Source organism: Taishania pollutisoli, from assembly GCF_014518315.1.
Lineage (GTDB): Bacteria > Bacteroidota > Bacteroidia > Flavobacteriales_D > Crocinitomicaceae > Taishania > Taishania pollutisoli.
This window is the reverse complement of sequence record NZ_JACVEL010000012.1, coordinates 21814-37263: the sequence shown is the minus strand read 5'-3', so window position 1 is coordinate 37263 and position 15450 is coordinate 21814. Positions and strand designations below refer to the sequence as shown.

11 protein-coding genes, 1 tRNA gene and 1 riboswitch are annotated in these 15450 nt (G+C 42.6%); of the genes, 2 read left to right on the top strand and 10 right to left on the bottom strand.

What is annotated here, in order from left to right; all coding sequences use genetic code 11:
* Window positions 1-26: 26 nt before the first annotated feature.
* A complete protein-coding gene (locus H9Y05_RS14120) occupies window positions 27-1766 on the top strand; it encodes a T9SS type A sorting domain-containing protein (RefSeq protein ID WP_216714656.1) in 1740 nt (579 codons plus the stop codon).
* Between the two features lie 49 nt (window positions 1767-1815).
* Here H9Y05_RS14120 and H9Y05_RS14115 read toward each other — a convergent pair whose 3' ends face one another.
* The 6 genes from H9Y05_RS14115 to H9Y05_RS14090 form a co-directional block, all read right to left on the bottom strand.
* Complete coding sequence (locus H9Y05_RS14115; RefSeq protein WP_216714655.1) at window positions 1816-2229, bottom strand: hypothetical protein; 414 nt, start codon at window positions 2227-2229, stop codon at window positions 1816-1818.
* Between the two features lie 11 nt (window positions 2230-2240).
* Entirely contained in the window at window positions 2241-5054 is a 2814-nt protein-coding gene (gene polA, locus H9Y05_RS14110; RefSeq protein WP_216714654.1) for a DNA polymerase I, read from the bottom strand.
* A 335-nt stretch (window positions 5055-5389) separates the two neighbouring features.
* On the bottom strand, window positions 5390-6358 hold the full coding sequence (locus H9Y05_RS14105) for a T9SS type A sorting domain-containing protein (RefSeq protein ID WP_216714653.1): 969 nt from the start codon (window positions 6356-6358) through the stop codon (window positions 5390-5392).
* Window positions 6351-7412: a YncE family protein gene (locus H9Y05_RS14100; protein WP_216714652.1), complete on the bottom strand. Its 1062-nt coding sequence runs from the start codon at window positions 7410-7412 to the stop codon at window positions 6351-6353. Before H9Y05_RS14100 ends, H9Y05_RS14105 begins: the two co-directional genes overlap by 8 nt.
* Window positions 7399-9372 (bottom strand): TonB-dependent receptor plug domain-containing protein, encoded by a 1974-nt coding sequence (locus tag H9Y05_RS14095; RefSeq protein ID WP_216714651.1) that lies wholly within the window; start codon window positions 9370-9372, stop codon window positions 7399-7401. Before H9Y05_RS14095 ends, H9Y05_RS14100 begins: the two co-directional genes overlap by 14 nt.
* Window positions 9373-9379: 7 nt before the next feature.
* Window positions 9380-10354 carry a DUF4465 domain-containing protein gene (locus H9Y05_RS14090; RefSeq protein WP_163491028.1) on the bottom strand — a complete coding sequence of 325 codons (975 nt, stop codon included), beginning with the start codon at window positions 10352-10354 and terminating at the stop codon, window positions 9380-9382.
* Between the two features lie 113 nt (window positions 10355-10467).
* Window positions 10468-10655, bottom strand: a riboswitch (cobalamin riboswitch).
* Between the two features lie 177 nt (window positions 10656-10832).
* On the opposite strand from H9Y05_RS14090, the gene H9Y05_RS14085 reads away from it, so the two are divergent.
* Window positions 10833-10908 (top strand) — tRNA-His (locus H9Y05_RS14085).
* Window positions 10909-10975: 67 nt separating this feature from the next.
* On the opposite strand, the gene H9Y05_RS14080 is transcribed toward H9Y05_RS14085, so the two are convergent.
* From H9Y05_RS14080 to H9Y05_RS14065, 4 genes are all read right to left on the bottom strand, one after another.
* Window positions 10976-12961 (bottom strand): heavy metal translocating P-type ATPase, encoded by a 1986-nt coding sequence (locus H9Y05_RS14080; RefSeq protein WP_216714650.1) that lies wholly within the window; start codon window positions 12959-12961, stop codon window positions 10976-10978.
* Window positions 12962-13077: 116 nt separating this feature from the next.
* Entirely contained in the window at window positions 13078-13593 is a 516-nt protein-coding gene (locus tag H9Y05_RS14075; protein WP_216714649.1) for an ORF6N domain-containing protein, read from the bottom strand.
* A 122-nt stretch (window positions 13594-13715) separates the two neighbouring features.
* Window positions 13716-14135 carry a Fur family transcriptional regulator gene (locus tag H9Y05_RS14070; RefSeq protein WP_216714648.1) on the bottom strand — a complete coding sequence of 140 codons (420 nt, stop codon included), beginning with the start codon at window positions 14133-14135 and terminating at the stop codon, window positions 13716-13718.
* Window positions 14136-14140: 5 nt separating this feature from the next.
* Window positions 14141-15448 carry an efflux RND transporter periplasmic adaptor subunit gene (locus tag H9Y05_RS14065; RefSeq protein WP_163491031.1) on the bottom strand — a complete coding sequence of 436 codons (1308 nt, stop codon included), beginning with the start codon at window positions 15446-15448 and terminating at the stop codon, window positions 14141-14143.
* Window positions 15449-15450 lie beyond the last annotated feature (2 nt).

Sequence of the window (15450 nt, the reverse complement as noted above, 5' to 3'; positions counted from 1 at the left end):
ATTTTTACGCAAACTAACAGTATTCTATGAAAACTATTTCTACGTTGTTTTTCCTGGTGTTTTCAGGAATCGTAAGCGCACAAGTTTGCGCCATTAATTTCTCTGAAACAGCTCCTGGTATTTATCCGGACACCATGCCGACAGGAAGTGTTGGTCAACCATACGCTACGGATATTACATTTGTTATGCCGACAGATACGATGGGGTACGACTTTACCAACTTTAAAATTCTTTCTGTCTCTCTTCCGGTTGGGTTAACCTGGCAGTGCAATGAATATCAGAATGACTGTAATTACAATCCGCAGATCAATCAATACGGATGTGTACATGTAAGTGGGACACCATTACTGGCCGGTCAATACAATGTAGATGTTTCCGTAGTCGCGGATTTAACTATTGCACAGGGAATTCCTGTTACATTTCAGGTGTTCTTTGAGATTTTGCCGACAGTTGTGAATACGACAAATGATGGGTTTTCCATGTCCGGTGCATCCGGTTGTACACCATTGACGGTTACATTTACCAATAATAACCCCGGATTACTGGCATATACATGGGATTTCGGTAATGGGAATACCTCCTCACTGGAGAATCCAGCTCCCCAGGTATATACAACTCCGGGAGATTATATTGTACAGTACGAAGCATACGATAACCAGACGCCGTTGGATGTTTATACGTTAACACAGGTCGACGTCACGGCAATGAGTAATTACGGCGGTGGTTTCCCATCGTACGAAAATGCTGACGCTTATTTTATTTTAAAGGAAAACGGAACGGCAATCTACCAGTCAATGTACATCCTGGATCAGGATCCGCCTGTAAGCTGGCCTTCATTGTCCATCAATTTGAATCCTGCAAACACCTATGTCATTGAGATTTATGACGCCGATGAAAGTGCGGGAGAAGTCTATTTCGGTGCAGATGATTACATGGGAGCACACACGATGAATCTGAACGGTTGCAACGGATGTACTGCAGGAACGTCCACAATTAATTACATGATCAGTCACCAGGTGATCAATCCGACTCCGGTTGTGGTGTCGGTGGATACCATTCATGTATATCCGTTCCCGGATGCGCCCGTTATTGCTTATGATGCCTTGACATATACATTGTCTACTCCGGATCTCGGCGATGCCTACCAGTGGTATTTGAATGGTGAATTATTAGTCGGTGCCGTCGGACCGTCTATTGTTGTAGACCAATCGGGAATTTATTCGGTACTGGCCATCAATGGAGGAAACTGCACCAATACATCAAATGAAATCGACGTGCTCTATTGCGACCCGGCAATTGACCCGATTGTCGGATTGAGCGGGGCGGATGTTTTAACAGTTGGAAATTACCCGGAAGGATTGACTGTTTCCTGGTGGTTGAACGGGCAGGAGATTGTCGGAGAAACGGGACAAACCCTTCAGATTAACAGTGCCGGAAATTATACCGCAGTTGTTGCAGACAGTTTTGGGTGTACGTATACATCAGAAGTTTTTACCTCTACTTTGGGTGTTGACGAACTGATGATACTGGATTGGCGTGTTTATCCGAATCCAGGAAAAGATTTCGTGACGATAGAAGTATTCAATACACAACAAGTTACCCGCGTTGAATTAATGGATTTATCCGGAAGAATCATTGTAAAACAGGCATGGATAACAGGTGAATCAACAGCACTTCTCAATGTCTCAGATCTGCCTGCAGGTTATTTTCTGCTGAATGTCGTCGGGGAAGACCGGATGTGGACCAAGCGGGTGGTTATAGAGTAATCGGCTTCTTTCCGGTTAAAACAACTGTATGATTTGATGTGTTAATTGCTCATCGCTGACGTTTGATTTTTTCCAGGAATACCAGGTATTCCGGATGTTCTTTTGTTATTCCTTGAAAAACAAACTGTCGACGAAAAAAAAGTGGTTTTTTCAGGTGAATTACCAAGCAATTGGTACCTGCTTCATTTTTTAACTCATAGCTTTTTAGTTCATCGTACCGGTAAGCTGTTTTTGAAAGAATGGTTTTTAAAACAAATTGATGTTCTTCCAGCTCCATGTATTGTACCTGAATTATCAGAAATAAGCAAGAAGTAAATGGGGTTGAAATCAAAAGTGTTTTAGCTGAAATAGCTATGCCAGGAACAACAAGTACACAGACAATTGCAGAAATGCTGATGAGACTCATAATGGCTATTTGTATGTACACCATTCGTGGTGAGGTCGACCAGATTCTCGGATTCATACGTTCCATTTTTAATGAGCTTCGAGCCAGTTGTTGCCTAACTCCATTTCAGCCTTCATCGGGACAATCAGGTTGACGGCACTTTCCATTGCGTTTTTAATGAGGTTTTTCATCAGTTCCACTTCATCTTTGTGGATATCAAACACCAATTCATCATGTACCTGAAGGATGAGGCGGGATTTTACACCTGCTTTCTTCATTTCGCGGTACACAGCAATCATCGCCAGTTTGATGACATCGGCAGCAGACCCCTGAATCGGCGCATTGATGGCGTTTCGTTCCGCAAAACCACGTACAACGGCATTTGCAGAATTGATGTCCGGAAGGTACCTTCTTCGTTTGTAAATCGTTTCGACGTATCCCTTTTCCCTCGCTTGTGCAATCGCTCCGTCCATGTAGGTTTTTACCGTAGAATACTGTTCGAAATAACTGTCAATAATCTGCTTCGCTTCGGTACGTGAAATACCCAGGTTTTGAGACAATCCGAACGCGGATTGACCGTAAATAATTCCGAAATTGACCGCTTTTGCAGCACTTCGTTGCTCTCTCGATACATCCTTGAGTGCTACGCCATATACTTTTGAAGCGGTAGCGGCATGAATGTCTTCTCCGGATTGGAATGCTGCAACCATGTTTTTATCTTCGCTCAGAGCGGCTATAATCCGCAATTCGATTTGTGAGTAATCGGCGGCCAATAGTTGGTAATCTCCATTTTTAGCGACAAAGGATTTCCGGATTTCTCTTCCTGCTTCTGTCCGGATCGGAATGTTTTGCAGGTTGGGATTATTCGAACTCAAACGGCCTGTAGCTGTCACCGTTTGCATGAATTGCGTATGAATGCGTCCGTCAACCGCGTCTTTCATCGTTGGTAGCGGGTCCACATAGGTACTCTTTAATTTTTTGTATTCCCGGTACTCCAGTATTTTCGGAATGATCGGGTGAGCATTGACCAGAGACTGCAGAATATCTTCCGAGGTTGCGTATTGTCCCGTTTTCGTTTTTTTTGCTTTCGCCGAAATTTTCAGGTGATCAAATAAGACGTCTCCGAGTTGTTTCGGAGAATCGACATTGAAATCCATTCCTGCCATTTCTTTGATCCCCGTTTCCAGTTCCGCCAACTGATTCCCCAGTTGATTGGAATAGTCTTTGAGAAATTGACTGTCAATCGCAATTCCTTCCCGTTCCATGTCAGCCAGGATTTCGACCAACGGCATTTCCATGTCATAGAACAAGGATTTGAGGTGATCTTTTTCAATTTCAGGTGCAAAGATTTGTTTGAGCCGGAAGGTGATATCCGCATCTTCACAGGCATAGTCAGAGATCTCTTCCGGTGCAAGATCCCCCATATTTCCCTGGTTTTTCCCCTTTTTACCGATTAATGTCTCAATGGAAATCGGTTTGTACTGCAGGTAAAATTCGGCAAGGAAATCCATTCCCTGTTTTGATTCCGGGCTGATCAGGTAATGAGCAATCATCGTATCAAACATCGGGTAGGCGACGCGTACATTGTAACGGCGCAGGATTTTTAGATCATATTTGACATTGTGCGCGATCTTCAGAATGTCACCGGATTCAAAAAACGGTCTGAATTCTTCAACAATGGCTTTTGCTGCTTCATAATTAACCGGAGTCGGAACGTAAAAGGCTTCTCCGGCTTTAAAGGAGAACGACATGCCTACCATATCGGCGTGCAGGGAGTCCAGTCCTGTCGTTTCTGTATCGAAGCAGACTTCTTTTTGTTGCATTAATAAATCCAGGAGTTCTTTTCGTTCTTCCGGTGTCTGTACCAGTTGGTAATTGGTTGTTTCCGTTTCGAATGTTTTGAACCCGGAAACTTCAGCGGTTACTTTTTGCTCTACTTGTTCAACATCGTTAACACCAAATAAATCCAGTTGTCCGAGTTCATTGACTTTTCCCGCTGCGGTTACTACTAATTCTTCTCCCAGTATTTTTTGCGTAAATCCTTTGAATTCCAGATCGGCGAATACAGCTCTTATTTTATCGGGATCCGGATCATTTAATTCCAATTGTTCTTCATTAAATTCAACGGTGACATCCGTTATGATGCGCGCCAGTTCTTTGGATAGCAGCCCAAGTGACTGTTGCGTTTCAAAGACTTCTTTTTGCTTTCCTTTCAGTTGGTCGGTATGAGCAAAAATATTTTCCATCGTTCCGAATTCCTTCAATAATTTTGAAGCGGTTTTCGGTCCTATTCCCGGCATCCCCGGTATATTATCGGAGGCATCCCCCATTAGTCCGAGGTAATCAATGACCTGATCCACGGAATCCAGTTCGAATTTTTCGCAAATTTCTTTTGGTCCCCAGATTTGTGCAGGTTCGCCACCTCTTCCCGGTTTGTACATCAACGAACGTTCCGTTACCAACTGGCCGTAATCTTTATCCGGGGTAACCATGTATGTGAGGTATCCCGCTTTTTCTGCCATTTTAGACATGGTGCCGATTACATCATCTGCTTCGTATCCTTCCACTTCAATAATCGGGATGTTAAATGCATCAATGATACGCTTAATCGGTTCAATATTGGTAATGATCCCTTCCGGAGTTTCATTCCGGTGTGCTTTGTAGGCCTCATACGATTCTTTCCGGGTGACAGAACCGCCGGGAGGGTCAAATACAACTGCTATATGGGTCGGTTTTTCTTTTTTGAGAACATCTATCAGGGAATTGGTAAAGCCAAAAGCGGCAGAAGTATTCAACCCTTTAGAATTGATCCGCGGATTTTTTGCAAAAGCAAAATAAGCACGGAAGATGATGGCGTATGCATCAATCAAAAATAATTTTTTATCTGTTTCAGGTGTGAGCATTGCAGAATGATTTGTTCCAAAGATAAGGAAAGATGTGAATTGTCGGGCAATGTTGAAAAGAGAATCAGGGCAAACGCATTTTCCTTTAATAATTTGTATGAAAATAGCTCACCAAGTCGCAAAGGTATGGGGTGTTTTGATAGCATTTTTGCGTCTTTGCAGAAATAGGTTAAATGCATTAACATTTAATCAAAAACTACTAATTTTATGTCGAAGGTTAATGCTTCTCCTGACCTTGATAAACAAGACAACGAGTTATAAAAAAGGCTGTTTCGATGGATGGAAACAGCCTTTTTCGGTTAAAAAATAGTATGAATCCGGGAAAAAGGAGTGTTTTACTTTTTAACGAATTTCAGGCACTGACCGTTGACCGTTGATAGAAAATAAATTCCTGTTTTCAGGTCCGATATATTGATGAGGTGTGTTGCAGTAGTTAATTCTCCCGATAAGACAACCTTTCCCATCATAGTTGTCACAGTGTAATCTCCGGGTTGCTGTGACTGAACGGTAATCGTTGTTGTTGCCGGATTGGGGTATAGCGCAAAAATTGATGTTTCTTTCTGTTCAAGTGAAACAGTTCCCACATGGATCAGGCCTACGGCATCCAGGTCAAATCCGGAAGATTCAAACGGAGTGGGGTGCAGGTTGTTGACAATTGTTCCCTGGCTGTCATATGTTGCATAGGTTGGATCAATGCTTCCGATTGCATCGACAATGCGGACATGCGTTACTGCATTCAGGTCAATTCCTGCAGAATCTTTCAAATCTTCCAGGTCAAACGGGGTTCCGTATCCGACTCTGTATTTTCCTGCGAAATTGTGAATGTAGCGACAATCAACACTGCCGAATCCTCCGATTTGTGTGTCTGTCTGAACTTCTGAAACAGCCGGGAATCTTACAAAGTGCTGCCCGTCGCTGCTCACTTCCACAAAACCTATTTCTAAAAAAGTATCACTCAAACCGTTTTCGAAAACCGCAAAATCAGGCCCGTTACCATTGGTAATCGGTCCGTCAAATGTCAAGGTTGCCGTTCCTCCGTCGCCCAGAGAAACAACTGAGGTTGTTGTTCCGCCGGCAGGTCCCGTTGCATCTGTTTCATTTCCGAACGAAGCATATCCCAGGGATGGATCTTCAATGTTCATGTAGCCCCGTTGTACCTCACAGTGTGTTGCCCATGCTAAAAAAACAGAACTGTCCTTGTGGATGGCTGTACTTCCCGGCTGACCGGCAGGGGGAGCAAAACTTTGTGATAAGCTGATAAAGGGCAGTGCAGTAACTGCCAATGAAGTAAAAAAATTATTCATAGATTAATAGTTTAGAAGGATTTAAATCAACTTTTATGTTTTTTAAGTGTGTTCCGTTGGATGAAAACACACGGATGTAACCGGAATTGACGTATCCCATTGCGTCAAAACAGTAGATTTGATTTCTGCTGCTGTCATATTGCGCACCGTAAAATGTAGTAAACAGGCTGGCATCTATGAAATTTGGATTGATAACAAATCCTGTCACAGGATCAAACAACTGAAGCGAAGACGTGTTCCCGGAAGAGGTGTACAATAAAAAATTAGCGCCGACCCGTTCCATTCGATTCACAGGTAACGGATAGATTGTCTCGACAGTCAGTGCCTGATGATCAACTTTTACCAATTGGGTATTCAGCGTATTTAAACCGGTTTGTGTGATGACATACACATCTCCGTTCATATCAGATTGGATCCGGGTTGGATTTTTACCGACCACAATCCTTCCAACCTCGGTGAGTGCTACCGGATCAATTACCGAAAGAGTAGAGTCTACGTTCGGATAATTCAATCCTCCTGAATTGGCAACAAATAACCGGTCGTTTACTTTGTGAATACCATCCGGGTTTGAACCGACCGGTATGCGCTGGATAACTTCCAGGCTGAGGGTGTCAATTACATCGACATACCCGTCAAAGCAGGGAACGAATGCTTTTCCGTTGTAGAATTCGATAAAGCGTGGTTGTTTGGGGATTCCGTTGGACAGCATGCTGATCTGTTTGATTGGATTTCCGGTCTTCGCGTCCAGTACTTCGATCGTGCTGGATACATTCACAACGACGTAAATTTTCCCACCGTAGCGTGCGATATCGTTACCGGTATCACCGAGCTGTCGGTTTGTTTTCTGTTCGAAAATCGCTCCGTTGACAGTTTCTGTTGCAAAATTAACCCAACTTAACGTTGAATTGTTCTGTTGAAACAATCCTTCATTGACAACAAGTACCCCGTTGTTAAATTGGTCTACAGGTGTATTCCCGGGGTCTTCCGGTTGCTCCTTTTTACAGGAAAATAGGAATAATCCTGTACAAATAATAATGATTTTATATAAACGCATATACAAAAGTAAATAAGTAATGACGGCCGGGCATGATGTAATTGCGTACAAATGCATACGATTCGTCGGTAATATTTTTAACGGTAATCTGTAGACGAATGCTGTTGTGTTCATCCAGTTTGAACCGGTTGAATACAGACAGATCAAACGTGCTGAAACCGTCTATTTTATTGGCGGGAATGTTTTCATTCAATGTGTATCGTTCGGAACTATGGAAGGATGAAAGCCTGATGCCGAGGTTTCTGTAATGCACTGAAACATCCGCGTTGATGACGTGCAGAGGATTGTAAGCAACCTGATGTTTGTAGCTGGGGCTGTTTCTGTCACTTACATCCAGCGATTGCTGATAGGTGTAATTTGCAGTCAATTGCGTCGACCATTTTTTTGCAAATGCCCAACTGAACGAGGCAATCAGGTCACCGCCGCGAACCTCATTTTTCCCGACATTTTGAACAGACCAGACAAACAAATTTTTGGTGGGAATGGTAAGGATCATATTTTTGACTTGGTGGTAATACCCGCCCGCCTGCATGCCCAGGTAGATATTATTCCTGTCTACGATTGTCCAGGAGGCCGTGAGGGCAAACTGGTTGGCATCTTCCGGTTCCAGTTCCGTATTCCCGATGTTGTTGTAGTACAGTTCATTGAAATTCGGCATCCGGAAGGAGTTCCGGTAATACCCGATCAGTGCGATCTTTTCTGTGAAATGATGCCGCAATTCCATGTATGGATTGAAGCGGGATCGGTTTTCAGCCTTATCACCATTCTTGTTAAATTCCTGTACGTGGTGCAACCCAAGTTGTGCAATAGCTGTCCATCTGGTGGATGCGTAGGTTCCCTTCAGAAAGGAAAGAAAATGAAACCGTTCCGGACTTGCTGTCAGTGATTCAACAGAACGCAATTTGCTGTAAATTTCCTGCACTCCCACATTCAAATGGAAGTGATCACGTATGGATGTTCCCATCGTCAGCCCGAAGTCATGTACACGATTCCGGTAACTGGATTTCAATTCTCCGGCCGTATTGAGATAAGCCGGGTCGACGTATAGTAAACTGTCGTTCATCGTCGTGTAATGAAAACGGTAGTTGAGAAACTTCACCTTTCCTTTGTAATCGGCTTTGAACTGTGTATTGGTGGTGGTGAGTCGTTGTTTCGCGAAATCATTGTACAGGACGACTGCTCCTGGAACTCCCTGATCTGCCTCCAGGTGTTGAAAGTAAACATTGAGTTGGTGGTTCTTATATGGTTGATAACGAAAGTTCAATCCACCGCTAATATCTGTGTAATCGTTGTTTTGACGTATTCCTTTTATTTCAGTTTGGTAATTCATGTACCGGAAAGGATAGGAGCCATGCGCCTGCCGGTATTTCAGAAACAGGCTCCCAAAAAACTTTTCTCCTCCCGTTTTTCCAATGTAATGGTGGTCAACCTGACCAAATGAGCCAAATTTTGTGTACAGTTTTTGTTGTAAAGGTATTGTTGGAGGCAAGGATTGAAAGGATTCCAATACGATTGCATTTCCACTCAATTGTGCTGCGACCGGGATGTTCAGTTCGGAAGCTCCTCCGCGTTGTACAACAACCGATTCGATATTGTCCAGCTGAATTTGTCCGAGATTGACTTGCCCTGTCTGTGTTTGTGACTGACTAAACCCATCCATAACGAAGTTGGTGTGTTGTCCGCCTAATCCGCGTATTGATACTGTTTTTAATCCACCTAATCCGCCATAGGATTTCACATTTACACCCGGTAATTTTTTAAGCAATTCACCCAGATCATCCGGTTGAAGCGCTTCGATTTCTTTTCGGGAAATATAAACATTCAATGAATCCACATAATAACGATCTAATCTGGCTCCGGTAACTTCCAGCTCTTCCAGTTGCTTTATATCCGGCTCCACCTGAGAGAAGACAGGAATACAAAACAATCCGAAAATTACCGTTGACAGATAGTGATGCATTGTTTTTTTATTGAATAACTAATTTTTGAACAGATGATCCTGAAGCTGTTTTCAGTGCTATCTGATACATTCCTGCCGGAAGTCCGTTCACATTAATAACTGTTGTTCCATTAACAACTGCCGTTCTTACCACTTGCCCCATTGCATTTAATAACGCCATGTCAGCAGCTTCAGTTGTTGCGATTGTAAATTGCTCCTGTGCAGGGTTTGGGTATACAACCGCGTTTAATTGAGTTAACGTTTCAATTCCCAATGAATTGTTTGCAACCAGGTTGTCCACTGAAAAATATCCGGGAGTATTCATTCCCCATTCTCCATTATCAGAAGAAGAAAGGACAAATGCTAATTTATTGGCTGTTACATTCCCCAGATCAACTGTTTCCCAACTGTTAACGATGTAATCATCATTGTCATCCGCAAAACGGTAATCTGCCAGGTAGAAATCAATTGTATCACCGACCAGTTCATCGTTTTCGTTTAACGGAACGATTTGTAACAAAAACCAATCTGCACCGTTTGTACCGTCCGGTGTTCCCGCGGCACTGTTTACCGAGCCAAATTGCTTGGCAAACTGGTCTCCGTCACGCATTGATATTGCGGTGTATGTTGCGTTGGTGATTTGGATGCTTTTCAATACTTTGGCAGCGTTGAACTCAATTGTACCACCATTGTACCACATTCCGTATTGAGAAGAACCGTCAGCACCTCCGTTTGCAAAGGATGCATATTGATTTCCCCATCCGGCTGTTGTAACGTCCTGTACTTTTGAAACAGCGAATCCACTCCAGCTGCCCCATTCTGTGTTGTAACTGTTGCTCAATGTGAAGTTGCCGATCACAATATCGCCAGCCTCATCGGATCCGTTGTAATAGTCCTGAGTGCCCAAATTGTACGATTCAAATGTTAGTGTGTCAGCCCCGTCTTGAGAAAAAACGGTTGTTGTTGCTGCAAGTGCAACGGTGAAAAAATAAACTTTCTTCATGCTTTTAAATTTTAAAATGTTAATAATTAAAAGTGAAGAATCAGCTAAATAAGGTAATCAATCAATGACGGAAGAAGCCATTGGTTAACGCCCGACTTTAATCTGAAGCCTTCGTTATGTTATGCTTTGAGAGAAGTATTCTGACTTACACCAACTCAACTTCGCCTTCCCATCCGTTGGATGCCGGACAGTGGCTTTATGAAGCGATTTCACAGTGCTAACAGCTGCAGTTACAGTTTTGGATTTACACCAAATTCCTTCGCAGAAAGCAGTGCAAAGATACTAAAAATAGCAGATATCAAAGGAATGAAAAACGAGATAACAAGGAATTCGAATAACAACAACAAATAAATGAATATGATTGTCAGTTAATTGAGGGGGAGGAGATGAAAACTTCACAAAAAAATAGTGTGAGGTTGTTCGGAAATTCAAAACAATTCATTATATTTGCACTCGCATTTGAAAAAATGCAGTTTATGGTGGTTGTAGCTCAGTTGGTTAGAGCGTCGGATTGTGGTTCCGAAGGTCGTCGGTTCGAGACCGATCTTCCACCCTCAAAAGTAAAGGGAAGCTTCTGCTTCCCTTTTTGTTTTCATGATACGCTCTGTTTCATTCGCGTTGTTAAAACGTCATTCGTTGGATTCGTATAGCGTTCAATATTGCCAGTAATGCGACCCCGACATCTGCGAAGACTGCTTCCCACATCGTTGCCAGCCCTCCGGCTCCGAGAATGAGTACCACCGCTTTTACGGCAAATGCAAGGATGATATTTTGCCAGACGATCTTTTTGGTTTGCTTCCCGATATTGATTGCAACCGGAATTTTAGATGGTTTATCGTCCTGGATGACAACATCTGCTGTTTCAATGGTCGCGTCACTTCCCAGGCCACCCATCGCGATACCTACATCACTCAACGCAACAACCGGTGCATCATTGACACCATCACCTACAAATGCAACACTTTCATTCCGTGCTTTGATTGCTTTTACCTTATTCACTTTATCTTCCGGCAATAAATCTCCGTGCGCATTGTCGATTCCCAGTTCTTTTGCTACATAGTTGACAACCGTGCTTTTATCTCCGCTCAACATGGTTGTTTTTACGTTCAGTTGGTGAAGCAGGTGAATGGTTTTTTGTGCGTCTTCTTTGATGCTGTCGGCAATGGTGATGTACCCGACAAATTGCTTGTCGTAAGCAATGGCAATCGTTGTGTAGACAATTTCCGAAGGATTAACAGCGTAGGAAATGTTGAATTGGTCCATCAGTTTAAAATTTCCTGCCAATAATTCTTTCCCATGGATGATTGTTTTCAAACCGTGTCCCGGAATTTCTTCTGTATGCGAGAGTTGAATTGATGTATCCAACGTCCCGACGTATTCATGAATAGCCGTAGCAATAGGGTGGGTGCTCATACTTTCCAGCACATTGATCATTTTCAACAATTCATCTCTGTCGAAAGCAGTATTAAAAACGACTTCCCGGACCTTAAAAACTCCTTCGGTCATCGTCCCGGTTTTATCCATCACCACGTTTTGTATTTCAGCCAGTTTGTCGAGAAAATTACTTCCTTTAAACAAGATTCCATTCCTGCTGGCTGCCCCGATACCTCCGAAATATCCCAATGGAATGGAAATGACGAGTGCGCACGGGCACGAGATTACGAGAAATATTAACGATCGGTACAACCAGTCGTTGAACTGATAATGATTCACAAAAAGAGCAGGGAGCAGACAGATTCCGATTGCCAGGAAAACAACAATCGGTGTATATATTTTCGCAAATTTCCGGATAAATAATTCCGTTGGTGCTTTTTTGGCTGTAGCATTTTGAACCAATTCCAGAATTTTACTCAGTTTACTGTCGGTATATTCAGTAGTAACGCGTACCTGACTAACCGTGTTCAAATTAATCATCCCCGCCAGTACTGTTTCTCCTTTTTCTTTTGTATCTGGTTTACTTTCTCCGGTCAATGCAGCGGTATTGAATGCAGCTCTTTCGGAGATGAGTTCTCCATCCAATCCTAATTTTTCTCCGGGTTTCAGTTGAATGATATCTCCGATTTTTGCTGCCTCTGCTTTGATTATTTGAGGTTGCCCTTCCCGGAGGATGGTTACTTCATCCGGACGTTGATCCAGCAAGGATTTTATGTTACTTTTCGCACGTGATACCGCCAATGTCTGGAAAACTTCTCCGACAGCATAAAAGAGCATCACGGCAACTCCTTCCGGGTATTCTCCGATTGCAAATGCTCCGATCGTAGCGATTCCCATCAGCAGGAATTCGGAAAAAATGTCTCCTTTCCGAATACTTGTAACAGCATCTTTTAATACCGGAAATCCTACAGGAATGTATGCGACAACGTACCACAGAACCCGAATCCAACTGTTGAACCAACTTTGCGGGATCCAGTTGTCGAATGCAATTGCCAATAGTAATAGTACAAGCGAGCAACCGGCAGGCAGAAACATACTGAATGTATTTTTATCGCTATCGTGGCTGTGGTCGTGACCGTCATGTTGATGATGTTCTGTATGCGAATGGATTTTTTCTGTTTGTGTACAGCAGGAATGCTGTTCGTTTTCATCAGAATACTGTTGATGCTTCATGCCTTCAAAATTTGTACAACAAAGGTAGTGACGAAGAGCGTGCAATGCTATTGCAAAGTAAAAAAGTAAAGGAGAGTAAATCCAGATTTGGAAGAACTAAAATCCAATAAAAGACATTAATTTTTCTTAAATCCTATTCGCTTCCGATCTTCCTGATTGACGATGTGTTGATCCTTTTTTAAAAGGTAGTTAATTGCATCGTATACATCTTTGAACTGTTTGTTATAAGTCGTTTCTATTTCTTTTAATTTCGTAGAAAGTTCCACATAATTTAGTGCAAATTCCTTTAGTGCTATAAATGCTTCAACAATTAAAATATTTGTTTTAACAGCTTTCTTACTTCTTAAAATACTTGCGAGCATCGTAACGCCGTGTTCTGTAAATGCAAAAGGTGTTGTAGATGTATTTCGTTTGGATTGATCTGATGCGGTCGCAATTTGCGACCGCATCAGGTTCCATTCTTCCTGCGTGAGACGAAACATGAATCGTTCGGGGAAACGGTCCAGATTTCTTTTTACAGCCTCGTTCAAGCGTTTTGTTTCTACCTCGTATAATTCTGCAAGATCAAAATCCAATAAGACCTTCTGATCACGTATTTCATATATTTTGCGGTGAATATCCGGTAAGTACATAGTATGGCGGTTTACTGTTGTTTAAGTTGTTGATTAGTTGAATATAGTAATTTTTTTGCTCTTAATAAAACAAAAAAAATCCTGCTTCAATCAGAAACAGGATTTTTTCAGGTAGTATTGATTCAGTTAATTTCTGCGATACACTGTTCGCACACTCCTTTGGCAAAAAAACGAATTTCGTCGATCCGGAAATTCAGACCGGGGTGCATGGGAAAGACAATTTCCTCTTTACAGGTTGTCTGTTTACAGATTTTACAATAAAAATGCAGGTGTGTGTCTTTGTGTGTCGTTTCGTTACAGTCGTCGTGACACAATTTGTACTTGCTGGTATTGTTTTCCTGAATGCTGTGAACAATTCCTTTCTCTTCAAATGTTTTCAGGGTTCTGTACAAGGTTACTCTGTCTGCCTGATCGAAATAATGTTCAATCTCGGTGAGTGACAAGGCGACTTCCTGTGTGCTTAAAAAATCGTATACCAGGATTCGCATGCTGGTCGGCCGCGTGTTTTTATCGATGAGCTTACGTTCAATTTTCTTTTTCATGGCAATTAATGTTGATGGCCTCCCGTATTACTTAATTTGGCATTGATAAAAAATGCTCCTTTGGTTACAATTTTTACATTCGCCGGAACTTCTGTAATAAACGTCACGGCTGTATATCCTAAATCAGATACTCCTTTGATCACTTCTGTTTTTTCAAAATTCATCGTTTTTACCTGTTCGTTCGCATGTTTTCCAGCTTCGGTTTCATCGGTGTGATTGTGCGTAGCTTCTCCTTCATCGTGTGCGTGTCCGTGATCATCATGTCCGTTTTCTTCATGGTGTTCCTGTGCTTCTCTATCGGTTTGAATAAAGATATAATATTTACCGTCAGCTTCAACAATCGCTTCATTGGGAACGGCCGGACTTTTAACATGATCCAGGCTTACAATTCCCGTAATGTTCATCCCGTCAATGAGCCCTGTTGGCGTTCCTGAAACCTTTGCGTGTACAGCAATGCTCTTGCTTTCGTTTTCAAAAGAAGAACCGATGCTGAAAACAGTTGCATCGTACTCTTTTTCCGGATTGTTAGTCAGGGTAAAGTGAATGATTTGCCCGACTCTGATCTTCGGAAGATCTTTTTCAAATACTTGTAGATCCAGGTGCAGAGAACTGTTGTCGACAATTTCAATCACCGGAAATGCAACATCGACATAGCTTCCGATCTTGGCAAATACATTGCTGACAGTACCACTGATGGGGCTTGTAACCGTCAATGCGGAGCGTAAATTGGAATTACTGACAGTGTTCGGATTGATGCCCATTAACTGGATTTGTTGTTGAAGGGATGCCTTTCGTGTACGGAGTGTATTTAGCTCTGCTGTTGCCGACTGCAAGTTTTTTTTAGCCCCGGCATTTCCTTCGCTCAATTCTTTTTGACGTTGCATTTCCTGTTCGGCAAGTGTAATCCTGCTGTCGATGGTCAGGTATTCTTCCTGTAATTGAATAAACTGAGGATTGGCAATGGTTGCTATGACCTGACCTTTTTTCACGTGGTCGCCAATCTGGACTGTCAGTGTTTTTACGACACCTCCGTAGAGGGAGGTTGCATTTCCCTTGTTGTTGTTGGGTACGCGCAAGGCACCGTTTGCTTTTATGGATGCGGTCAGTTGTTTGTATTCAATTGTCCCCAGTGTGATGCCGACTGCTTTTATTTGCTCCTGTGTCAATGTTGTAACGGTGGCAGTTGCTTCTTCATGATCTGCTGATGAAGTTGTCCCGTGATTGTGACCGTCTCCTTCTTTATGTGCTTCTCCGCAACTGTTCAACAGCAGGAGAGAGGTGCACACGAATATGATGTTTATTAAGCTTTTCATAC